Source organism: Mycobacterium scrofulaceum (assembly GCF_002086735.1).
GTDB classification, from domain to species: domain Bacteria; phylum Actinomycetota; class Actinomycetes; order Mycobacteriales; family Mycobacteriaceae; genus Mycobacterium; species Mycobacterium scrofulaceum.
The window spans coordinates 58,279-80,891 of record NZ_MVIJ01000001.1 but is presented as its reverse complement, the minus strand read 5'-3'; the positions used below and the strand labels follow the sequence as shown (position 1 = coordinate 80,891).

Sequence of the window (22,613 nt, the reverse complement as noted above, 5' to 3'; positions counted from 1 at the left end):
CTCAGCTGGTCGGGAACCAGTGCGCGACCGCGCGATTGATCTCGATGTAGAGCGGAATCCCGACGGTGACGGTGTAGGAGAAGGTCAGCCCTAGCGCGGCCGCCAGCGGCAGCGTCGGGCTCGCTTCGGGGATGCCCAGCCGCTGCACGGCGGGCAGCGTGATGTACGACGCCGAACTGCACAGCACGGCGAACAGCACATAGGTACCCGGCTGGAAGTGGGTGTCCGTCAGGTTCGCGTAGGCGTAGGCGCCCACGATGCCCAGGGTCGCAAACAAATTGGGCGCGACCAGGCCGAATGCGATGAACCCGCCGCCGGCCAACCTGAGATCCCGCAACTTTCGGGAGGCCGTCATGCCCATCTCGAGCAGGAACAGGCACAGCACACCCTGGAACGCGGCGACGAAGAGCTCGTTCTGGTCGTGCACCACCTTCTGGCCCTGCAGCGCACCGATGAAGCCGATGGCGATGCCGCCGACGAGGAGGATGAGCCCGGGGTTGAAAAACACTTCCTGTGCTATCCCGCGCGACAGCAGCGGTGCCTTCGCGCGCTGCCGGCCGTCCCCGTACCACTCCGGGTGCTCCCGCTTTTCGAGCGAGAGCTCCAGCTCTTCCTCGATCCCGCGCTCCGCCCGGTCGTCGACGCCCTCGGGCCGCCCGTGCTGGGCGGCCGCGCCCGGCCCCACCGCGGCGGGCGTCGTGTAGCCGTCCTCGTCCGGCATGAACCCGGTCTCGTCCATCCCCCGATGCCTGAGCCGGGCCACCAGGTACAGCGCCACCAGGCACCCGGGGATCTCCATGAACGCCAGCAGGACCGGCATGTAGGCGTCGGAGGCGATCTTGACGCTGGCCAGGACGGCGACGCAGGTGGCGAACGTGCCCGCCGAATCCGACCCGTAGTAGCCCGCAACCGCCGCCCGGTCGACCCGCCGCAGCCGGGTCAGATACCTCAGCAGGACGTAGGTGAGCGCCCCGATCGCGAAGTTCAGCGCGAGACCCAGTGCCACGAACCCGGCGATGTTGTCGAGGTCGGCCGGTTTCACTTTGGCGAGTTCTTCGCCGCCCTGCCAGCCGATGGCCACCAGCAGATACATGGTCAGGCCCTGGTAGATCACGTACGGAAACTCGAACCGCACCTTGAGGATCGGGATGAGAAACCCGAAATAGAAGAACAGCAACAGCGGCTTGAACAGGTTGTGGATGAAGTTCTGCCACAACTCGTCAAGCATGTGGCCTCCCGGCGACGCGGTCCGGTGCTGCCGTAGCCCGGACCCGACTCGCGGCGCCCACGAACTTAGTGGAAACCCGCGGCCGTGGGCGACCCGGCTCCACCCTCTTTACGAACAATTAACAACCGGCTTGCCGCGCCTCGTCAAAAGGCATGTCGGCCACCATGTTCGGCAGGCCGCGCGACCGCCGGTTCGGCGAATCTAGAACCAGTGCGCGATCAGCCGGTTGACCTCGATGTAGAGCGGGATCCCGATGGTGACGTTGTAGGAGAACGTCAGGCCGAGCGACGCCGCCAACGGCAGGGTGGGGCTGGCTTCGGGGATCGCCAGCCGCTGGACCGCCGGGACGGCGATGTAGGACGCCGCACCGCACAGCACCGCGAACAACACGTACGTCCCCGGCTTGAAATCGGCGTGGGTGAGCGAGGCGTAGATGTGGGCGACCAGGATGCCAAGGGGTGCAAAGATATTCGGCGCGAGCAGGCCGAAGAAGATGAAACCGGGGCCGGCCGTCCGCAGGTCCTTCAACTTCCGTGAGGCCGTCATGCCCATTTCGAGCAGGAACAGGCAGAGCACGCCCTGGAACGCCAGGACGAAGAACCTGTCGTCGTCGGCGACCACCTTCTGACCCTGCAGGCCGCTGACCAGGCCGATGATGATGCCGCCCATGAGCAGGACGAGCCCCGGGTTCAGGAAGACCTCTTGGAACAGCTCCCGCGAGAAGATCGGCACCCTCTTGCCGGTCGTGTGCGGCGGGCTCTGGTCGGGCTCCCAGTCGGGGTGGTCGAGCTTCTCCAGGGAGAATTCGAGTTCCTGCTCTATGCCACGCTCGGTCTCGGCCTCGAGGCTGCCGCCGTGCGGCGGCTTGGCCGCCGTACCGGGGCCAACCGAAACCTTGACCGGTGCGATGTAGCCGGGCTCGTCGGCCATGTTGCCCGCCGCATCCATCCCGCGGTGGCGGAGGCGCGCCACGAAATAGAGCGCCACCAGGCAGCCGGGAATCTCCATCACGGCCAGCATGACGGGCATGTAGGCGTTGAACGCCATGCCGACGGCGGTCAGGACGGCGACGCAGGTGGCGAACGTTCCCGCCGAGTCAGATCCGTAGTACCCCGCGACGGTTGCGCGGTCGATTCGTCGAAGGGACGTCAGCCAATTCAGCAACAGGTAGGCGATGCCGCCGATCACGAAGTTGAGCACGAAGCCCAGCACCATGAAGCCGACGATCACCCCGACGCTGCCCGCGCTGATTTTCGCGAGTTCTTCGCCGCCGTGCCAGCCGATGGCCAGCAGCAGGTACATGGTCAAGCCCTGGTAAATAACGTAGGGAAATTCGAACCGCACCTTCAGGATCGGAATCAGGAATCCGAAGTAGAAGAAGAGCAGGAGCGGCTTGAACAGGTTGTGGGTGAAGTTTTGCCAAAACTCTTGCAGCATTCGATGCCTCCCTCGATGAGTGCGGTGATCAGGGAAAGCACCGTCCGCAAGCGGAGCCACCACGAACATCCCGACGACCGAGCAAAACTTATCCCCGCCGGTCTCAAATCGCCACTCGAATGCAAAGCAGGAAGTACGGGCGTGTCGGGCCGAGCCGGGCGGGCTGGCGCGGGGTAAAGTCGCTGGTCAGAAGGCTGTGACCGATGCCTCTCCGGGGGTGCGGCACCGGAACGGCGGGCGTGGGTTTGGTGTGAAAGTCCTGTGGATTTGCTGTGGGGTCAACGGGAAATTAGCGCGCCGAGGAAATGAGCGAGGGCCTGACGCCGGCGCCCTTCTTGCGGTGGGTCACCGACAGCCACGCCATTGGCGAGTAATGGGTGGTGATTTCCTCGAAACCGTCGACACGCGAGACCGTGAGGACACCCGTTTCCTGGTTGATTTCGAGCCCGTCATTGTCGGCGCCCTGGACCTCTTCGCCGTTCGCAAGCCGGATCACGAACATGGTGTTCCTCTCGATGGTTGGCGGTGGGTAACTATCGGGCGCGCAACCAACTACTCCGCCGGCGAGCGGGTTCGCACGGTTAGACGGTGATTTTATGAGCAATCCCGTCGCGGCGGCCGGTCGCTGTGCGGCCGGCTCGTAAACGATTGGCAAACGTTTGGTGTCCCGGTGTGCGTAGCTCGGTGCCGGCGTCCGGCGGAATCTGGCCCCGATCACGTCCCTTGCGCTGGTAAAACGGTGGGTCGACCGGGGCGCTGTCGGTTCGGCTGGTGGCGGGCCCGACGGGTGGCCGGCGGTTGAACTCCGGCGGAGTTCGGCCGGCTCGGCACGTCCCGGCGGGGAGCGGTTGCGCGCTCGTAGATAGGTTAGGCTACATTTACTAACCGTGACCGAGGTCAGCGTTCAGACGAGTTCCGCCGGATCTGCGTCCTCGCCGATTCCGCTTCCCCCTGATGTCGAGCCGGCCGACCTGGCCGCCGAGCTGGCCGCGGTGCTGCCCGAACAAACCGGCGAGGAATATCTGCTCTACGAGCGCGGTGGTCAATGGTTGCTGGCCAGTGGTGTGCGGGCGATGATCGAGCTGGACAGCGACGAGTTGCGTGTCGTGCGGGACGGGGTGACTCGGCGGCAGCAGTGGTCGGGCCGGCCCGGCCACGTTCTGGGCGAGGCCGTCGACCGGTTGTTGCTGGAAACCGACCAGCTCTTCGGCTGGATCGCCTTCGAGTTCGGCGTCTACCGCTATGGGCTGCAGCAGCGGCTGGCGCCGCGAACCCCGCTGGCCCGGGTGTTTTGGCCGCGCACTCGCATCGCGGTGAGCCAGGACTCGGTCCAGCTGTGGGGCGCGACGGCGGTTCACCGCGACGCGGTCCTGCGCTTGCTGGACGACGGCGTGCGCGAGGTGCGCAGGCCCCGCGGCGTCGACGTCATCGCCGACGCGTCGGGCTATCGCGATCGGGTGGCGGCGGCCGTGGGCGAGATCGCGGCGGGCCGCTACCACAAGGTGATCCTGTCCCGCTGTCTGGAAGTGCCCTTCCCGGTGGACTTCCCGTCCACCTATCGGCTGGGGCGTCGGCACAACACGCCGGTGCGCTCGTTCTTGTTGCGGCTGGGCGGGATTCGCGCTGTCGGCTACAGTCCGGAACTTGTCGCGGCCGTCCATGACGACGGCATCGTGGTGACCGAGCCGCTGGCGGGCACCCGCGCGCTGGGCCGAGGTGTGGCGCGTGACCGGCAGGCCCGGGACGAGCTGGAGTCGAACTCGAAAGAAATTGTCGAACACGCGATTTCGGTGCGAAGTTCGCTGCAGGAAATGAGCGAGATCGCCGAACCCGGCAGTGCGGTGGTCACCGATTTCATGACGGTGCGGGAGCGGGGGAGCGTGCAGCACCTCGGCTCCACGGTCAGCGGGCGGCTCGGGGCGTCTAACGACCGGATGGACGCGCTGGAAGCGCTGTTCCCGGCCGTCACCGCCTCGGGCATCCCGAAAGCGGGTGGCGTGGAAGCGATCCTGCGCCTCGACGAGAGCCCGCGCGGTCTGTATTCCGGCGCGGTCGTGATGTTTTCGGCCGACGGGGGACTGGATGCGGCGTTGACGTTGCGGGCGGCCTACCAACGCGACGGCAGGACGTGGTTGCGGGCCGGGGCCGGCATCATCGAAGCGTCCACGCCCGAGCGGGAATTCGAGGAGACCTGCGAAAAGCTCTCCACGCTGGCGCCCTATCTGGTCGCGCGCCAGTAATTCGCACCCGGCTCTGGGCGGTCCTGCGGGCGTAGGGACCTTTGGCCCTAGTTGGCCGCGTTTCGCGCGTGTCATCTTTATGTAACCGGATGACACAGATACATTGCGCGTAACTCAACGGCACACATAACTGGAGGGCTTTGTGTCCAAGGACCTGACTAACCTGCAGCTACTTCACGAGCTCGAGCCCGTGGTGGAGGGCCTGCTCAACCGCCACCTGTCGATGTTCAAGGAGTGGAACCCGCACGACTACGTCCCGTGGTCGGACGGCAGGAACTTCTACGCGCTCGACGGTCAGGATTGGGAGCCCGGGCAGGGCCGGCTCCCCGACGTCGCGCAGGTGGCCATGGTGCAGAACCTGCTGACGGAGGACAATCTCCCCTCGTATCACCGCGAGATCGCGATGAACTTCAGCATGGACGGGCCCTGGGGGCAGTGGGTCAACCGGTGGACCGCCGAGGAGGCCAGGCACAGCACGGCGCTGCGCGACTACCTGGTGGTCACCCGCTCCGTCGACCCGGTGGCGCTGGAGAAACTCCGCCTGGAGCAAATGACGCGGGGCTTCAGCCCGGGGCAGAACCAGCAGGGTGACATGTTTGCCGAGAGCCTATTCGACTCGGTCATGTACGTGTCGTTCCAGGAGCTGGCCACCCGGGTCTCCCATCGCAATACCGGCAAGGCCTCCCAAGACCCCATCGCGGAGCAACTGATGGCCAGGGTCTCGCACGACGAGAACCTGCACATGATCTTCTACCGGGACGTCAGCGCGGCGGGGCTGGACATCGCCCCGAATCAGGCGATGAAGTCGGTGCACCGAATCCTGCGCAACTTCAAGATGCCCGGATTCACGGTCCCCGAATTCCGGCGCAAGGCGGTGATCATCGCCGTCGGCGGCGTCTACGACCCGCGCATCCATCTCGACGAGGTGGTGATGCCGGTGCTCAGGAAGTGGCGCATCTTCGAACGCGAGGACTTCACCGGCGACGCCGCGCGGATGCGCGACGATCTCGCCGTGCTGGTCAAGGAGCTCGAGCAGGCTTCCGACAAATTCGAGGAGTCCAAGCAGCGTTATCTCGAGCGAGAAGCCCGCAAGACCGAAAGAATCACGGCCAGCAAAGTTTTGAGAACGGAAGGGACGCTCACCCTGAGCGGACACTGATCCGGTCGAGGACCAGCTGAAGGCGTGTCATCCGTCCGAGCGGAGCCGAAATCCGCGAGCCGGCCGGTACGTGCCAGCGAATATCGGCCATTCTCATGTTTTTTCGGAGGGCCGCGCTTAGCATTCGTCCCATCCTCGACGGATGGAGTGGTCAGTGTCCGGTGTCAAATCCAAAGTGGTCCTTGCGCTGATGCTCGCGCTCTCGTTGACCCCGATGTCGGCGTGCGTCACGCCGGTGACGGTGGACTGCACCCCGTACACGTGCACCGGCGCCTAGCGACGTCACGACCTGACTGAGCGAATACCGTTCAGGTCGAGGGGCTGGACTCGAGGTAGTCGGCCAGGACACGGCTGACGAGTGATTCGATGTTCGACTCGATCGAGGACGCGAGCGTGGCGGTCACCGTCGCCACGGCTTGCGTGCGGAAGCGCACCAGCATCGTGATCAGCTCGGCGATCTCGGCGTCCGCCGGCAGCGGCTCGCCCGGCTTGATGCGGTCCAGCACGTGCTCGGCTCCGGCGCGCACCAGCATGTCGCTGATCTTGTCGATTTCCGGCACGATCTGCTCGTGCAGGTCGACGAGCTTCTCCAATTTGACGCCGTAGCCGCGGATTTCGTTGAACGCCTCGATCAGCTTGGGGCGAGTGACGGTGACCCTCTCCCCATCGAGCCGGATGACCTGCAGCCGCACCAGCCGCTCGAAGGCGTCCGGGTCGTCGACGAGCCGCCGCGCGTCGGCCAGCGGCATGGTCTCCGGTTTTTCGGTCGTCCACGTGCCGACGATGGCCGTCTCGAGGCCCAGCACGTCGCCCAGGTTCTTGCCCTCCTCCCAGGCGCTGAGCATTTCGCGCACGTGCGCGATGTTGTATCCGCGGTCGAGCATCGAGGTGATCAGCCGCAGGCGGGTCAGATGGGTGTCGTTGAAGAGCGCGATGCGGCCGACGCGCAACGGCGGGGGTAGCAGGCCGCGGTCGCGGTAGACCCGGATATTGCGGGTGGTGGTGCCGGCCAGCCGGGCCAGATCCTCGATCCGGTACTCACCGGATGCGGGTACGCCCTGTGGGTGACGCACCGCCGCGTCGAAAAGCTGCGACACTGCGGTTTCGATGAAGTCTCGCGACTGGCGCCGCACGCGCTTGGGCGCGCGCCGCACGTTGTGCAGCACGCTAGCGATCGTGCCCGGTTCGGGTCGCGACGAGCGGTCGAGCGGGCGCTCGGGTGCCACCTGTCAGCCCGACGAGGCGGCATACGCCCGGGCGCCGCGCGCCACGGCTTGGTAATCCTGGTAGCGAAAATCCCTCATCTGGCGAAGATACTGCGTCGCGAAACCGGGGTACATCGACCCGTTGTACCCGTCCCTGGTGAGATACCAGCTGCGGCAGCCGGACATCCACGTCGTCCTGGTGAGCCGGCGCTGCAGGTCGGCGTTGTGCCGGCGCTGCGCCTCTTCGCGCACATCCAGGTAGCGCAGGTCGTCGTCGAGGATGGCTCGGATGCCGCGCACCGCGTACTCGAGCTGACCCTCGATGTAGACCAGCAGCGAGTTGTGGCCCGGTCCGGAGTTGGGTCCGGTCATGACGAACAGATTCGGATAGCCGTGCACGTTGATGCTCTTGTAAGCCTGTGCGCCGCCGGCCCATTCGTCGGCCAGCGACCGGCCGCCGAGCCCGGTGACCGCAAAGGGGGGTCCGGTCAGGTGCACGTCGTAGCCGGTGGCGAACACGATGCAGTCGAGGTGGTGCTCGATGCCGTCGCTGGTGCGGATGCCGGCCGGGCTGAGGGTGGCGATCGGCCAGTCGATGAGCTTGCAGTTCTCCCGCTGCAGCGCGGGGTAGTAGTCGCTGGAGACCAGCATGCGCTTGCATCCCGGCCGGAAGTCCGGCGTCAGCTGGCGCCGCAGCCACGGATCCTTGACCCGGGCGCGCAGGTGCGCCCGCCCCAACCGCGCCACCAGCGACGTCAACGGCGTGTCCCACACCAGGGCCGTGGCGCTGGCCTCGTGACCCCAGAACAGCGCCTGCCGCGCAAGGTGCTGGGCGGCAGGCACTTTGGTGAACAGGTTCTGCACGGCCGGCGGGGTGGCGGTGTCCAGGCGCGGCAACACCCAGCACGGGGTGCGCTGAAACACCTTGACGAATCCGGCCTGCTTCACCAGCTCGGGAACGATCTGGATCGCGCTGGCGCCGGTGCCGATGACCGCGACCCGCTTGCCCGCGAAATCGTAGTCGTGGTCCCAGCGGGCGCTGTGGACCTTGTGTCCGCGATAGCTGTCCAGGCCGCGAATGTCGGGGAAGCTGACGTCGGACAGCGGTCCGGAAGCCAGCACCACGGTGCGGGCGCGGAATCGGGTGCGACGATTGGTCGTTGCGGTCCACACCCCGTCGGCCTCATCGAAGGTCAGGCCGCTGACCTCGTGGCCGAAGCGGATGTGGCGACGGACGTCGAACCTGGTCGCCATGTCTTCGAGGTGGCGGCAGATCTCCGGGGCGGGGGAGTAGGTGCGCGACCAGGTGGGGTTTTTGACGAACGAGTACGAATACAGCAACGACGGCACATCGCAGCTGGCGCCGGGATACGTCGTGTCGCGCCAGGTTCCGCCCACCCGGTCGCCGCGTTCGGCGATCACGACGTCGTCGACTCCGGCGTCGGCCAATCGGATCGCCGCCCCCAGCCCGGTGAAGCCGGCTCCGATGATGAGCACCGCATGGGTGCGGTTGTCGGCCACGGTCAGGCCGCCGGCTCGTGGGTCAGTTCTCCAACCCAAGTCGGTATCGACGGAAGCAGGGGCCGCGGATATCGGTCGGAAAGCCATACCATCGAATTCGCGAGCAGGTGGTACGGGTGGCGTGGATTTGTGACCACTCCCGCGTAGCGCCTCAGGAATCGATAAGTCGGTACCCGCCTGGTACGTTCGCCGCGATCACCAAGCTCTTTGAATCTTTTCACAGCTCTGTAAAGCCGCTCAGGCTCCATACCCATGGCGGTGATCTCGTTGCGGATCCTGTTGATCAGCGGTGCGCCCATGATCGCACCGATGATCAGACCCGGAGTGGCATTGTGACCGACGAAGTCGATCAGTAACCGTCGGATCTTCGCGTGCCCGATCATGTCGAGGACCTCGAAATCGACGACCAGGTGGCGTGATTCGTCATTGTTGATCTTCTCGAAGACCTGGTGGCAGATGGGGTCGTGCACCTCGTCGAGCAGGAATTTCAACAGGGCGCCGTCCAGTGCGACCTCGAGCATCGGAATGACCGTGCCCAGCAGAGACAGCGGCATGTCGTCGGCCCAGCGGTCCAACCAGTCGATCGCCAGTCGGATGTTCACGTTCGGCTCGGGGATCTCACCGTCCTCGAGCATGCCCCAGCGCTTCATCAGCGCCAGTTCTGCGTTGGCGTGGCGTTGCTCCTCGGCGTGGAAGTAGCGGTAGATCTCGGCGATGGTCGGTGTGGGTGCCTTCTTCGCTAGCGCCGCGAAGCCCCTGGCGCCGATGTTCTCGATCCAGCACAGGTCGGCCATGAATGCCTTGAGCTGTGGCCGCTGTTCAGCGCTGATCATTTCGGCGCCGGGGGCGTCCCAGTCGATGTCGGCGAGCGCCCACTGGCGGTCCTTGATCTTGGCGAGCATGGCTTCCATGTCGATGGCCACCGGGAGCTCCTTTGCGTTGGGTGATCAGGGCAGGCTGACGCGCGACACCAGGCCGGCCGCACGCGTGTACGCCTGGGGGGCCAGGCGTTTGATGTTCCAGCCGATCTTGGCGTCGAGTTGCGGCATGCAGTAGAGCTCGCCGCGGTCGTGCGCGTCCAGGCAGATCCGCGCGACCTTGTCGGGCGAAAACCCGGTCCAGCGCATCAGCCGGTTGGCCAGCTCGCCGGATTGCGCGCTGATGCGCCCGGACTCGACGATGTTGGTCTTGACGAACGTCGGGCACAGCACGGTGACTTTGATGCCGGTACCGGCCAATTCGGCAGCCAGGGTCTCCGAAAGTGACAGCACGCCGGCCTTGCTGACGTTGTAGGGGGCCATGCCCGGGGCGGCACCGAACGCCGCCGCCGAGGCGACGTTGATGATGCCGCGGGGAGCGTGCGCGGGCCCGGCATTCCGCAGGATCGGGGTGAACACGTGGCAGCCGTGAATGGGGCCCCACAGGTTGATGCCCAGCGTCCACACCCAGTCGTCCAGGGACGCATCGCCGATGGCCGCGCCGCCGGCACCGACGCCGGCATTGTTGATCACCAGCGTGGGTGGGCCGGCGAACCAGGCCTGCGATTGCTCGGCAAGTGCCTGCACGTCCTCGAATTTCGAGACATCGCAACGGATTGCGGTGGCCTTGCCGCCGTGCTCGACGATGGCGTCGGCCGTCGCGCGGGCGGCCCTTTCGTCGATGTCGCTGCAGACGACCGCCCCGCCGCGACGGGCGAGCTCGATGGCGAAGGCCGCGCCGATGCCGCTGCCGGCGCCGGTCACGACCGCCGACGCGCCGCGGCTGGTCTTCGATCTGCCCAGCAGCCTGTCCAGCATCGCTCAGCGCACCCCCTGGGCCGTGGCGCGCGCGTCCTGCAACGCGTGGGCGACGAACCGGGCGACGTAGGCCACCGCCTTGGCGGCCTCGGGGGTCAGGCGGGGCAAGGCCTGGAAGACGTGCACCTGGTGCGGCCAGATCTGCAGTTCGCACCGGCCACCCGCGGTGTGGATGTCGGCGGCGAGCTGGCGCGCGTCGTCTCGGAGCATCTCCGCGCCGCCGACCTGGATCAGGGTGGGCGGAAGCGGCGGGCCCGCGGCCACGTCCAGCGTCAGCCGCTGGTGGGCGGGGTCGACGCCGGCGTGATACATGCCGACCAGGCGGGCCGCGTCGGCCGCCCGGATCGCGGGATCGCGGCGCATGCGTTCACGGGCGAGGCAGAGCTCGAAGGTGATGTCGTAGAGCGGGGAGAACAGCGCGAGCGCGGCGGGATGGTTGTCGGCGACGTCGGGTTGCAGCATCATGTCGACGGCCAAGTGGCCGCCGGCCGAATCTCCGGCAATCACCATTTGTTTCGGCGGTACACCGCATGTCTGCGTCAGCCAGTCCCAGCCCGTCCGCACGTCGTCGGCCGCGGCGGGGAAACGGTGGCGGGGGGCAAGCCGGTAATCGACGCAGAACACCGGCAAGCCGGTCGACGAGGACAGCCAGGACGTCAACCGCCGGTGCGTCTTTGCCGAACACACGGCGTAACCGCTGCCGTGCACGTAATAGATGGCTCCGGCGGCCGGCAGCGAGCGCGGCGCAGCGCTTGTCGGCGTTCGCGGTCCATGAACCCATTCGCCCTTGACGCGGCGGCCGTCGGGCAGCCTCGTGTCGACATGTTCGACGCGGGTGCCCGCCAGCGGGGGGCCGAACGTTCCCATGATCCGGGCGACGATCTGGCGAGATACCCACAAGCCCCATGCCCGTTCGGGCGGCAGCAGACCCGTGACCGGCCGCAGGGTGTAGGCACTCACCGCCGCCGCGCCGCGGGACCGCAACGACCCGCGGGCCGGAACGCCGTCCGTCATGCCACGCAGTCAACACCAAATGGTGACATTGGTCAATGGCAGGATTGCCGACGCGCCCGCGGGCCGAACTCGCGGAGCCGTGTCGCGCCGAGGTGTGTGAAGGCAAAAATTTCGTGTCGGTTTCAGTTGGGCAAAGGTCCTGCAGCTTGCCGGCGATGCGACGGCGATTTCGCCTGTGTGGCTTTAGTGTTGGCTGCTATGGCCCGACTGGACAACTACCTGCAGCGCTGGCGTGCGGCGCTGCGCGTAACCGTGTCCGCTCTGACCGTTGCCGCCCTCGGGCTCGCCACCGCCCCCGTCGCTCATGCGGCCGCGGCCGCGGCGACGTTGTCGGTGGAACATACGTGGCAGACCGGTTTCATCGCCCGCTTCGCCGTCACCAATGCGAGCGCGGCGCCGCTAAGCGATTGGAAGCTCGAATTCGACATGCCGCCGGGGCAATCCATCCTGCACACGTGGAACAGCACGGTCGCTCAATCGGGCACGCACTACGTTCTCACCCCCGCGAACTGGAATCGCGTCATTGCGCCCGGAGGGTCGGCCACGGGCGGTTTCCGGGGCCTGCTCACGGGCTCCTACTCGCCACCGTCGAATTGCGTGCTCAACGGGCAGTATCGGTGCACCTAGAGGCCGCCGGGCCGCGCAAGCGGCCGGTGGGCGCCAATAAGGTCGGCTAGCGCGCCTGACCGGCCGACAGCCTGCCGGCGATCGCCTTCTTGTCGACCTTGCCGATCGGCGTCGTCGGCAGCGCCGCCATCGGGACCAGCACGTCGGGCCGGGAATGCGCGGCGACGCCCTGCCGGTCGAGGTGGGCGTTCAGCTCCGCCAGCGTCATCGCTGGGCCGGTGAAAACCACCGCCGCGCAGATCTTTTCGCCGAGGTAGGGGTCGGGCAGCGGCACCGCCGCCGCCGAGAAGATCGACGGGTGGCGCAGCATCTGCTCCTCGAGGTCCGCCGCGGAGATGGTTTCACCGGCACGGCAGATCACGTCCTTGACCCGCCCGGTGACGGTCAGGTAGCCGTCGGGCCGTAGCCGCACCAGGTCGCCGCTGCGGAAGAAACCGTCGGGAGCGAAGCAGCGTTCGTTGTCGCGCTCGGCGCGGTAGTAGCCGTTGAGGGTGTACGGGCCGCGCACCAGCAGCTCACCTTCCTCACCCGCCGCCACCGGTTCACCGTCGGCATCGACGACGCGCAATTCGTCGGCCGCGCACAGCGGCCGCCCCTGGGTGTGGTCGACGAGCGCGGGGGAATCGCCCGGGCGGGTGTAGTTCAGCAGCCCCTCCGCCATCCCGAACACCTGTTGCAACCCGGGCGTCAACGCGGACCGGATGAGGCGCGCGTCGGCGGGCTCCAGCTTCGCCCCGCCAACTTGCAATAGCCGCAGGGACTTCGGTGTCACCGGCTCCCACTCGCAGGCTTGCGCCCAGAGCTTGGCCAGGGCCGGCACCAGGGCGGTGGCCGTGACGCCGTGGCGCTCGATGGCGGCGAAGGCGGCCTCGGGGCTGGGGTCGGTACCGAAGACGGTGGTGGCGCCCACGGTCATCGCGCCGAGCAGGCCGGGGCAGGCCAACGGGAAATTGTGTCCGGCCGAGAGCAGCACCAGGTACACGTCGTCGGCGGTGAGCCCACACACCCGCGCGCTCACGGTCGCATTGAACACGTAATCGTCGTGGGTGCGGGGGATGAGTTTGGGGGTGCCGGTGGTGCCACCCGAAACCAGCAGCAGAGCAGGCGATCCCGGATCCGGCGCCGGCACCCGCGGACGGCTGCCCGCCCGATCGCACAGCCGCGCCCACGACGTGAACGGACCGGGGTCCCCGTCGACGATCACGTGCTCGAGCGCCGGGTGGGCCTTGACGAGCTCCTCCGCCATGGCGCGGTAGTCGAAACCGCTTGCCGTATCGGCGATCACCAGCGCGCGGGCCTCGCTGACGGCGGCGAAGTGTCCCAGTTCGGCCGCCCGGTGGCCGGGCAGGCACATCACCGGGATGGCGCCCGCCCGCAGCAGCCCGAACAGCGCCACCGCGAACTGGCAACCGTTCGGCAGCTGCAACAGCACCCGGTCCCCCGGGGCGATGCCCAGGCGGTGCAGTCCCGCGGCGGCGCGGTCGGCGTGTTCGTCGAGCCGGGCATAACTCAGGCCGGCACCGCCCGCGGCGTCGAGCACGGCCGTGCGCTCCGGCCAGCGCCGCGCGGCCTCGCTCAGGATGGTGTCCAGGGTTCGTCCCGCCCAGTAGCCGGCCGCCCGGTAGGCGGCGGCCCGATCGGCGGGGAAGGGCACGAACCCGTCGAGGGCCCCGGCCCGGGGTTGCCGTGCGTTCGCGGTCATCGAGGTCCTCAGACAGGGGGGCGTGGTGGCGGCGATCCGTGAGTAAGGATAGGGTAACCCCCACAACTTAGGGCAGCCTGTGCTAATTCAGGGAGGGTTCGTGGTGCGTGCCTCGGCGCGCTCGGTAGACGTCCGGGCGGAGGTGGCCGAACTGCTCGGCGTGAGGGCCGACGACGTCCACCCCAGCACCAACCTGATCGGCCAGGGCCTGGACTCCCTCCGGATGATGACCCTGGCGGGCCGCTGGCGCCGGCGGGGCGTTCCCGTCGATTTCGCCACGCTGGCCGCCACCCCGACGATCGAGGCCTGGTCCGGCCTGGTCACCGCCGATGCCCCGCCCGAGGATACCGAGCGGCCGCCCGCCGGAGTGGCCGACGACGCCGCGGGCGAGCCCTTTGCCCTGGCCCCGATGCAGCACGCGATGTGGGTCGGTCGCCAGGACAACCAGCTTCTCGGCGGGGTGGCCGGGCACCTCTACGTCGAATTCGACGGCGGCGCGATCGACCCCGGGCGCCTGCGCGCGGCCGCCACGGAGCTGGCCCGACGCCACCCCATGCTGCGGGTGGAATTCCTGCCCGACGGGACGCAGCGGATCGCGGCAACCGGCGACGCATTCCCGGTCGCGGTCGAGGACCTGCGCCACCTGGGCGCCGTGGAGGTCGATCAGCGGCTGGCCGCCATCCGCGACGCCAAATCACAACAGCAGCTTGACGGGGCGGTGTTCGAGCTCGCTTTGACCCGGCTGCCCGGCGAACGTTCGCGCCTGCACGTCGACCTCGACATGCAGGCCGCCGACGCGATGAGCTACCGAACGCTGATGGCCGACCTCGCCACCCTCTACCGCGGTCACGACCTGCCCGCGCTGGACTACAGCTACCGCCAGTACCGCCGCGCGGTCGAGGCGGACGAGGCGCGCCCGCAACCGGCCCGCGACGCCGACCGGAACTGGTGGGCGCAACGCATCCCGCAGCTGCCCGACCCGCCGAGCCTGCCCACCGCCGGCGACCGCGGCTCGCGTCGCAGCGTCCGGCTGTGGCATTGGCTGGATCCCGAAACCCGCGACGCCCTGTTTTCCCGCGCCCGGGCCCGCGGGCTCACCCCGGCGATGACCCTGGCCGCGTCGTTCTCCCACGCCCTGGTCCGCTGGTCGACCAGCTCCCGCTTCCTGCTGAACGTGCCGCTGTTCGGTCGGCAGCCGCTGCACCCCGACGTCGACTCGCTCGTCGGCGACTTCACCTCCTCGCTGCTGCTCGACGTCGACCTCACCGGCTCGCCGACCGCGGCGGCGCGGGCGGCCGCCGTGCAGGACGCGATGCGGACCGCCGCCGCGCACGCCGCCTATCCCGGGCTGTCGGTGCTGCGCGACCTCAGCCGGCACCGCGGCACCCAGGTGCTGGCGCCGGTCGTCTTCACCAGCGCGCTGGGCCTCGGCCCACTGTTCGGCGACGAGGTCACCGCGCAATTCGGCGCACCCGCGTGGATCATCTCCCAGGGACCGCAGGTGCTGCTCGACGCCCAGGTCACCGAGCTCGACGGCGGCGTACTGGTGAATTGGGATGTGCGCGAAGGGGTTTTCGCCCCCGGCGTCGTCGAGGCCATGTTCGCCTACCACATCGACGAACTGCTCCGCCTCGCCTCGGCCGACGAGGACTGGGACGCGCCCGGGCCGTCGCCGCTGCCGGCGGCGCAGCGCGCGGTGCGGGACAGGGTCAACGGACGCATCGCCGAGCCCAGCGGGGAAGCGTTGCACGACGGGTTCTTTCGGCAGGCCGGGCTGCGGCCCGACGCGCCGGCCGTAGTCTCCAGTTCCGGTGAGCTCAGCTACGCGCAGCTGCGCGACCGGGCGCTGGCGGTGGCCGCCGCCCTGCGCGCCGCCGGGGTCGGCGTTGGCGACACGGTCGCGGTGGCGGGCCCGAAGACCGCCGAACAGATACCGGCGCTGCTGGGCATCCTGAGCATCGGCGCGGTCTACCTGCCGATCGGCATCGACCAGCCCCGCGACCGCGCGGAGCGCATCCTGCGGACCGGCGCGGTGCGCCTGGCCCTGGTGTGCGGGGGGCAGCTGCTGGCGCTGCCGGTGCCCGAGCTGATCCTTGCCGAGGTGCTGCGCGGGGCGCCCGCGGCCGCGGACCTTCCGCGCGTCGATCCCGCCCAGCTGGCCTACGTGCTGTTCACCTCCGGCTCGACCGGTGAGCCCAAGGGCGTCGAGGTGACCCACGACGCCGCGATGAACACCGTGGAATTCATCGCCCACCACTTCGAGATCGGCCCCGCGGATCGATGCCTGGCCCTGTCCACGCTGGAAGGTGACATCTCGGTGATGGACGTCTTCGTCACCTTGCGGACGGGCGGGTCGATCGTGGTGGTCGACGAGGCGCAGCGCCGCGACCCCGACGCCTGGGCCCGGCTCATCGACGCCCACCAGGTGACGGTCCTGCACTTCATGCCGGGCTGGCTGGAGATGCTGATCGAAGTCGGACACGGGCGGCTGTCCTCGGTGCGGGTGATTCCCACCGGCGGTGACTGGGTGCGCCCCGAGCTGGCGCGTCGCCTGCGGGCCGAGGCGCCTAACCTGCGGTTCGCCGGTCTGGGTGGCGCGACCGAAACCCCGGTCCACAACACCATTTTCGAGGTGGCCGACGCTGCCTCGCTGCCCGCGGACTGGACCGCCCTGCCCTACGGCGTGCCGCTGCCCAACAACGCCTGCCGCGTCGTCGACGACACGGGTGACGACTGCCCGGATTGGGTCGCCGGCGAGCTGTGGGTGTCCGGCCGCGGCATCGCGCGGGGCTATCGCGGCCGACCGGATCTCACCGCTGAGCGCTTCGTCGAGCGCGCGGGGCGCAGGTGGTACCGCACCGGTGACCTGGCCAGGTATTGGCCCGACGGCACGCTCGAGTTCGTCGGCCGCGCCGATCACCGGGTCAAGATCAGCGGATACCGCGTAGAACTCGGCGAGATCGAGACCGCGTTGCGGCGGCTGCCGGGGGTGGCGATCGCGGTCGCCGCCCTGCTTCCCGGCGCGGGTGGATCCGAGGCGCTCGCCGCGGCGGTCTGCCCGGAGAGCCCGGGTGCCGGGCTGACCGCCGAGCGGATGCGGGAGCTGATGGCCGAACTCGTTCCGGCGCACATGATTCCGCGTCACATCGCGTTGGTGCGGCGCATCCCGTTCACCGACGCCGGCAAGATCGACCGCCGCGCCGTCGCCCGGGACCTGGGCGCCGCCGTTTCGGCGTCCGAGCGGCCCGGCCACTCGGCCCCGGCGACGCCGCTGGAATCCGCTCTCGCCGCGCTCCTCGGGGAGCTGCTCGGCGTGGACACCGTCGGTCGCGACGACGACTTCTTTGCCCTCGGCGGCGATTCGGTGCTGGCCACCCAGGCCGTGGGTCGCATCCGCACGTGGCTGGACACGCCTCACGTCGTGGTCGCCGACGTCTTCGCCACCAGAACGGTGGCGGCGCTCGCCGCTTTGCTCATCGACCGGGAGGGCGGCGGCGCGCGGCTGGACCAGGTGGCCGAGCTGTACCTGGAGGTCAGCCAGATGGACGCCGACACGGTGCTCTCGGCTTCGCGGCCGGCCGGGAAGGCCGTGACGCCGCAATGACATCCGATCCGGTGCTGAGTGCGCCCTCCGAGTTCGCGCCATGGATCAAGCGGGTGCCCGGTAGGGGCGCGGGCCCGCGCGCCGGCGCGACCGTGGTGTTCCCGCACGCGGGGGCGGCCGCGGCAAGCTACCGCGCGCTGGCGGCCGCGCTGTCCGCGGGTGGGGACACCTACATCGTGCAGTACCCGCAGCGCGCGGACCGGCTCGGCCACCCGGCCCCCGACACCGTGCACGACCTCGCCCGGGGCCTGTTCGACGCCGGACCGTGGCATCGCGTGGCGCCGCTGCGGCTGTTCGGCCACAGCATGGGTGCCGTCGTCGCGTTCGAGTTCGCCAGGATCGCCGAATCTCACGACGCCGCGGTGCAGCGCCTGTGGGTCTCGGCCGGACCGGCGCCGTCCGCGGTCGCCGCGATGCCCGAACTCCCCACCACCGATGACGGATTGCTCGCCGACATCGCCGATCTCGGTGGCACCGACCCCGAACTGCTCGCCGACGAAGAGTTCGCCGAGCTGCTGACCGCGGCCGTGCGGGCCGACTACCGAGCGGTCAACCGCTACGAGTGCGGCCCCGACGTCCGCATCCGCGCCGACATCCGCGTGCTCGGGGCGCGCGACGACCACCGCGTCGAGGAGTCCGCGTTGCGGCTCTGGGAAAGCCACACCGCCGGCGCCTTCGAGCTGTTCCTCTACGACGGCGGCCATTTCTACCTCAACGAGCACATCGACGCCGTGGCCGAGCGGGTGAACGGCGATGTCTGACGACGGGTTCGACCCCACGGACGACCCGGTCGCGATCGTCGGCATGGCCGTCGAGGCGCCCGGCGGCATCGACACCGCCGAGAAGTACTGGGAGCTGTTGGCGCACGGCGGTGAGGCGCTCGGTCCGTTCCCCGCCGACCGGGGTTGGCAGGTCCGCGAGCTGCTCGCCGGGTCGCGGCGCAGTGGGTTCAAGGAGATCCATGACCGCGGCGGATTCCTCTCGGGCGCAACGATGTTCGACCCCGAGTTCTTCGGCATCTCGCCGCGCGAGGCCGTCGCCATGGACCCCCAGCAACGCGTGGTGCTCCGGGTGTCCTGGCGTGCGCTGGAGAACAGCGGCATCAACCCCGACGACCTGGCCGGCCACGACGCCGGGTGTTTCGTCGGCGCCTCGGCCACCGGATACGGGCCGCAGATGGCCACGTTCTCCCCGCACAGCGGCCACCTGCTCGCCGGGACGGCGCTGAGCGTGATCTCCGGCCGGGTCGCCTACACGTTGGGGTTGGCGGGGCCGGCGCTGACGGTGGACTCGTCGTGCGCGTCGGCGCTGGCGGCGTTCCACGTGGCCGTCCGATCGGTGCAGAACGGCGACTGCGACCTGGCGCTGGCCGGCGGGGTCAACGTGCTGGGCTCGCCCGGGTTCTTCGTCGAGTTCTCCAAGCAGCATGCCCTCTCCGACGACGGCCATTGCCGCCCCTACAGCGCACAGGCCAGCGGAACGGTGTGGGCCGAGGGGGCCGCGATGTTTGTGCTGCAGCGCAAATCCGCCGCGCTGCGCGCCGGCCGGCGGGTGGTCGCCGAGGTCCGCGCCACGGCCGTCAACCAGGACGGCCGCAGCGCCGGGCTGAGCGCCCCCAGCGGCGAGGCGCAGGTCCGCCTGTTCCGCCGGGCCATGACACAAGCCGGGATCCGGCCGGAAGAGGTCGGAATGGTCGAGGGCCACGGGACCGGCACCCGGCTCGGCGACCGCACCGAACTGCGGTCGCTGGCGCAGACCTACGGCGACACGGCGCCCGGCGCCGGTGCGCTGCTGGGCTCGGTGAAATCGAACGTGGGGCACGCGCTGGCAGCCAGCGGGGCGCTCGGGCTGGCCAAGGTGATGGTGGCCGCCGAGCACGGCGCCATCCCGCCGACCCTGCACGCGGCGGACCCGAGCCCCGAAATCGACTGGGAAAAGCAAGGATTGCGCCTGGCGAAGACCCTGACCCCGTGGCCCGCGGCCGGCGGGCAGCGGATCGCCGCGGCGTCGGCGTTCGGCATCGCCGGCACCAACGCGCACGTCATCGTCTCCCTCCCCGAGGTCGCCTGATGCTGACCTCCCCGCTGCCCGACGGCCGGTTGCCGGTGCTGCTGTCCGCCCACGACGAACAGCTGATCAGTCAGGACGCCGGGGCCGTAATGGCCTTCCTGGGCGGGGCCGGCGCGGGCGCCGATATTGCGGCGATCGCGTCCACCCCGCTGCGTCTGCGGCGGGTGCGCCGGCACCGCGCGGTGGTCCGGGCGGCCGACCGGGCCGAACTGGCCGCGGGGCTGTCCGCCCTCACCCGCGGCGAGGAGCACCCGCTGGTCCACCGGTCCTCCCTCCCCACCGCGCCGTGCATCGCCTTCGTGTTTCCCGGCCAGGGCAACCAATGGCAGGCGATGGGCGCCCAGGCCTATCACCAGTTGCCGGCGTACCGGGCCGAGGCCGACCGATGCGCCCAGGCATACCGCGCCGCGGGGTTGCCCTCCCCGTTGCCCTACCTGACCGGGGAGCGCGACCGCGACTGGTCGCGCACCGAGATCCAGGGGGCGCAATTCACCCACGCGGTCAGCCTCGCCCACGAATGGCGATGCCACGGCGTGCTCCCCGCGATGACCGTCGGACACAGCCTCGGCGAGGTCGCGGCGGCGTACGTGGCGGGAACCGTATCGTTGCCCGACGCGGTCAGGCTCGTCGGCGCCCGCGCCGCGATCATCGACCAACTGTCGGGTCGCTACGCCATGGCGGTATTCGGCGCCGGCATGGGGGAGGCCGAGTCCCTGATCGCGGAAACGGCGGGCTGGCTGGAAGTTTCGGCGGTCAACGGCCCGTCGTCGACCGTGGTGTCCGGTGACCATGAGGCCGTGGCGGCCGCGGTGCGACTGGCCCGGCAGCGCGGCATGTTCACCCACCAGCTCTCCGTGGACTACCCGGGGCACACCAGCGTCCTGCGGCGGTTGCGCGCCAAGCTCGTCGAGCTGATTCCGGAGTCCGCATTCCGGGACAGCCCGGTGCGATTCGTCGGGTCGACCTTCGGCGCGCAGGTCGACCCGGACGCGGACTTCACCGACTACTGGTATGAAAACCTCTGCAGCACAGTACGTTTCGATCGCGCGGTGGAGTCGGCCCGGAGGCTCGGGGCCACCGCCTTCGTGGAGATGTCCGCGCATCCCTCGCTGCTGTACCCGTTGGCGGACCTCGTCGACGAGCGGACGACCGTCGTCGTCGGCTCGGGGCACCGGGACGGCGCGATCACCGACGTGCTGGCGGCCAACATCGCCGCCGTGGCGGCCGCCGATCCCGGCTGCCGATGGGCCAACGCCATCCCCGGTGGCGCCCGCCCGCCGCTACGCGGGTTCCCGAACGCGCCCATGCGGGCGGTGCATCTTTGGGCCGCGCCAGAACCGCTGATCGACACGCCGCCGGGCCCGGCGCTCACCGCCGCCGTCGAACATTGGCGGCAAGCGACGCCGCCGGCGGCGGCGGGGGCGGACATCGGCGTCGTCGCCGCCGACCCCGCCGACGGCGCCTTACCGCAACGGCTGACGGAAGCCATTGAGGCGCGCCGTGATTGCCGACTGGTGTCGCCGCACGACGCGGAGATCCTCGCCATCGTCGCGCCCGCCCTCGACGCGGCGGACGCCACCGCCGCGATCGACCAGCTCGCCGCCCGGCCGGACGCGGGCCTGCCCGACTACGCCGCCCTGATCGGCCCGCGCTGCCGGGCGGTGTGGTTGCTCACCGCGTGCGCCGAGACCGTCGATGCCGGTGACGCCGACGCCCGGCCGGCGCAGGCGGCGCTGGCCGCGATGCATCGCAGCGTCGGCTTCGAATTCGCCGACCAGGCCTTCGGGCATGTCGACCTGGGTGGCCGCGACGCCGACCCCCGGACGGCGAGCGCCGTCGTCGACGCGCTGCTGGGCGAACCCGGTGAGGTGGCGCTGCGCGACGGCGGGTCACCGCGGGCCTACGTCCGGACCTTCCGGAACTGCCGCGACACGGCGACCGGGCGGCCGCTGGACGCCGCCGCGCTCGAGCACGTGGTGATCACCGGCGGCAGCGGGGCCATCGGCCTGCAATATGCGCGGTACTGCATCGAGCGTGGCGCGCGCACGGTCACCCTGTTGAGCCGCAACGGCATCGGCCGCGACGCCCTGCGCCGGCTCACCGAAAACCACGACGCCGACGTGCACGCACCGCGCTGCGACATCACGGATGCGGCCGCCGTGCGTGCCGTCGCCGCGCGGCACGCCGGCACCGGCGCGTCGCTGCTGATTCATACCGCCGGCATCGCCGAGGCCCACTCCCGGTCCGACCTAAGCGGCGAAGGTGTCGCCGCGGTGTGTGCGGCAAAGGTGCGCGGCCTCGCCCTGCTGGCCGGGTCCTGGCCGCTGCGACCGGATTGCCGAATCCTGGCCTGCTCCTCGGTGTTCGGGGTGTGGGGCGGCTACGGCCACGCGGCCTACGCCGCCTCCAACCGGATGCTCGACGTGCTGGCCGCCCGGCTGCGCGGCACGGGACGCGACTGCACGGCGATCCGGTGGGGACTGTGGCAGGCCGCCGGGGTCGTGGCGGCCGACGAGATCGCCCGCACAGAACGCTCCGGTCTGATCGCGATGGTTCCGGACCGGGCGATCGAGGCCGGCCTGTACCGCTACGACGGCGATCCGTTGATCTTCGACGCGGACCCCGACCGGCTCGGGGTGTTCTTCGAGAGTCAGGGCATGGCCGTGCCGTTCGACGCGTCTCGAGACGACGACGGGGGAGTGGACGGCCGACTCGCCAAGCCGCTCGCCGAGGTGGTGCGCGACCAGCTCGCCGCGACGCTGCACCTGGGCGACTCGGTGTCGATCGACCCGGCCGCGCCGCTGATCGACCTCGGGGTGGACTCGTTGCTCGCGCTCGATCTGCGTAAGCGGCTGCGCCGCACGGTCGGACGGTCGGTCCCGGTCGCCCGCATGCTCGGCGGGATCACCCTCGACGAATTGATCGACGCATTGCGCGCCGGCTCAACGGGCGGGCCTGGATCGGACGCAACATTCGACGCTCGCGAAGCTGGAAAGGTTGGACTCTCAGC

General features: G+C 69.5%; 16 protein-coding genes and 1 pseudogene. 8 read left to right on the top strand and 9 right to left on the bottom strand.

The annotated features are described in order from the left end of the window. Position 1: 1 nt before the first annotated feature. From BST44_RS00305 to BST44_RS00295, 3 genes are all read right to left on the bottom strand, one after another. Complete coding sequence (locus BST44_RS00305) at positions 2-1,228, bottom strand: sodium-dependent bicarbonate transport family permease (RefSeq protein WP_083174261.1); 1,227 nt, start codon at positions 1,226-1,228, stop codon at positions 2-4. 201 nt (positions 1,229-1,429) lie between these two features. Further along, positions 1,430-2,665: a sodium-dependent bicarbonate transport family permease gene (locus BST44_RS00300; RefSeq protein WP_083174260.1), complete on the bottom strand. Its 1,236-nt coding sequence runs from the start codon at positions 2,663-2,665 to the stop codon at positions 1,430-1,432. A gap of 289 nt (positions 2,666-2,954) precedes the next feature. After that, entirely contained in the window at positions 2,955-3,167 is a 213-nt protein-coding gene (locus BST44_RS00295; protein WP_083174258.1) for a hypothetical protein, read from the bottom strand. A 385-nt stretch (positions 3,168-3,552) separates the two neighbouring features. Between BST44_RS00295 and BST44_RS00290 the strand changes: the two genes are divergently transcribed. From BST44_RS00290 to BST44_RS31280, 3 genes are all read left to right on the top strand, one after another. Beyond that, positions 3,553-4,905 carry a salicylate synthase gene (locus tag BST44_RS00290; protein ID WP_083174257.1) on the top strand — a complete coding sequence of 451 codons (1,353 nt, stop codon included), beginning with the start codon at positions 3,553-3,555 and terminating at the stop codon, positions 4,903-4,905. 142 nt (positions 4,906-5,047) lie between these two features. Further along, positions 5,048-6,064 (top strand): acyl-ACP desaturase, encoded by a 1,017-nt coding sequence (locus BST44_RS00285; RefSeq protein ID WP_083174255.1) that lies wholly within the window; start codon positions 5,048-5,050, stop codon positions 6,062-6,064. Positions 6,065-6,206: 142 nt separating this feature from the next. After that, complete coding sequence (locus BST44_RS31280) at positions 6,207-6,341, top strand: hypothetical protein (RefSeq protein WP_279628962.1); 135 nt, start codon at positions 6,207-6,209, stop codon at positions 6,339-6,341. 31 nt (positions 6,342-6,372) lie between these two features. Here the strand turns inward: BST44_RS31280 and BST44_RS00280 are convergent, their stop codons facing one another. From BST44_RS00280 to BST44_RS00260, 5 genes are read right to left on the bottom strand one after another with little or no spacing between them, the layout of a single operon-like run. Next, positions 6,373-7,290, bottom strand: a complete 918-nt coding sequence (locus BST44_RS00280; RefSeq protein ID WP_083174254.1) for a MerR family transcriptional regulator — start codon at positions 7,288-7,290, stop codon at positions 6,373-6,375. Positions 7,291-7,293: 3 nt separating this feature from the next. Continuing rightward, complete coding sequence (locus BST44_RS00275) at positions 7,294-8,790, bottom strand: flavin-containing monooxygenase (RefSeq protein WP_439330685.1); 1,497 nt, start codon at positions 8,788-8,790, stop codon at positions 7,294-7,296. Between the two features lie 2 nt (positions 8,791-8,792). Then, positions 8,793-9,713, bottom strand: coding sequence for a reductase (locus BST44_RS00270; RefSeq protein ID WP_083174252.1), 921 nt, complete (start codon positions 9,711-9,713; stop codon positions 8,793-8,795). 24 nt (positions 9,714-9,737) lie between these two features. Beyond that, positions 9,738-10,586: an SDR family NAD(P)-dependent oxidoreductase gene (locus BST44_RS00265; RefSeq protein ID WP_083174251.1), complete on the bottom strand. Its 849-nt coding sequence runs from the start codon at positions 10,584-10,586 to the stop codon at positions 9,738-9,740. Positions 10,587-10,589: 3 nt separating this feature from the next. Beyond that, positions 10,590-11,600, bottom strand: coding sequence for an alpha/beta hydrolase (locus tag BST44_RS00260; protein ID WP_083174249.1), 1,011 nt, complete (start codon positions 11,598-11,600; stop codon positions 10,590-10,592). Between the two features lie 198 nt (positions 11,601-11,798). Between BST44_RS00260 and BST44_RS00255 the strand changes: the two genes are divergently transcribed. Then, a complete protein-coding gene (locus tag BST44_RS00255; RefSeq protein WP_083174248.1) occupies positions 11,799-12,227 on the top strand; it encodes a cellulose-binding domain-containing protein in 429 nt (142 codons plus the stop codon). 46 nt (positions 12,228-12,273) lie between these two features. Here the strand turns inward: BST44_RS00255 and BST44_RS00250 are convergent, their stop codons facing one another. After that, positions 12,274-13,929, bottom strand: coding sequence for a (2,3-dihydroxybenzoyl)adenylate synthase (locus BST44_RS00250; protein ID WP_083174246.1), 1,656 nt, complete (start codon positions 13,927-13,929; stop codon positions 12,274-12,276). A gap of 100 nt (positions 13,930-14,029) precedes the next feature. On the opposite strand from BST44_RS00250, the gene BST44_RS00245 reads away from it, so the two are divergent. From BST44_RS00245 to mbtD, 4 genes and pseudogenes are all read left to right on the top strand, one after another. After that, positions 14,030-17,533: a non-ribosomal peptide synthetase gene (locus BST44_RS00245; RefSeq protein WP_083174245.1), complete on the top strand. Its 3,504-nt coding sequence runs from the start codon at positions 14,030-14,032 to the stop codon at positions 17,531-17,533. Next, entirely contained in the window at positions 17,530-18,294 is a 765-nt protein-coding gene (locus tag BST44_RS00240) for a thioesterase II family protein (protein ID WP_083174243.1), read from the top strand. Before BST44_RS00245 ends, BST44_RS00240 begins: the two co-directional genes overlap by 4 nt. Then, a complete protein-coding gene (locus BST44_RS00235; RefSeq protein ID WP_083174242.1) occupies positions 18,287-19,603 on the top strand; it encodes a beta-ketoacyl [acyl carrier protein] synthase domain-containing protein in 1,317 nt (438 codons plus the stop codon). The genes BST44_RS00240 and BST44_RS00235 overlap by 8 nt, the downstream gene beginning before the upstream one ends. Continuing rightward, positions 19,603-22,609: pseudogene (mbtD, locus tag BST44_RS00230) on the top strand (mycobactin polyketide synthase MbtD); the annotation flags it as partial. The gene BST44_RS00235 and the pseudogene mbtD, both read left to right, overlap by 1 nt. Between the last annotated feature and the right edge of the window lie 4 nt (positions 22,610-22,613).

Bases quoted from the DNA above. Each gene is read 5' to 3' on its own strand.
- BST44_RS00305 (WP_083174261.1), bottom strand. From the start codon at position 1,228: ATGCTTGACGAGTTGTGGCAGAACTTCATCCACAACCTGTTCAAGCCG.
- BST44_RS00300 (WP_083174260.1), bottom strand. From the start codon at position 2,665: ATGCTGCAAGAGTTTTGGCAAAACTTCACCCACAACCTGTTCAAGCCG.
- BST44_RS00295 (WP_083174258.1), bottom strand. From the start codon at position 3,167: ATGTTCGTGATCCGGCTTGCGAACGGCGAAGAGGTCCAGGGCGCCGAC.
- BST44_RS31280 (WP_279628962.1), top strand. From the start codon at position 6,207: ATGGAGTGGTCAGTGTCCGGTGTCAAATCCAAAGTGGTCCTTGCGCTG.
- BST44_RS00265 (WP_083174251.1), bottom strand. From the start codon at position 10,586: ATGCTGGACAGGCTGCTGGGCAGATCGAAGACCAGCCGCGGCGCGTCG.
- BST44_RS00260 (WP_083174249.1), bottom strand. From the start codon at position 11,600: ATGACGGACGGCGTTCCGGCCCGCGGGTCGTTGCGGTCCCGCGGCGCG.
- BST44_RS00255 (WP_083174248.1), top strand. From the start codon at position 11,799: ATGGCCCGACTGGACAACTACCTGCAGCGCTGGCGTGCGGCGCTGCGC.
- BST44_RS00250 (WP_083174246.1), bottom strand. From the start codon at position 13,929: ATGACCGCGAACGCACGGCAACCCCGGGCCGGGGCCCTCGACGGGTTC.
- BST44_RS00240 (WP_083174243.1), top strand. From the start codon at position 17,530: ATGACATCCGATCCGGTGCTGAGTGCGCCCTCCGAGTTCGCGCCATGG.
- BST44_RS00235 (WP_083174242.1), top strand. From the start codon at position 18,287: ATGTCTGACGACGGGTTCGACCCCACGGACGACCCGGTCGCGATCGTC.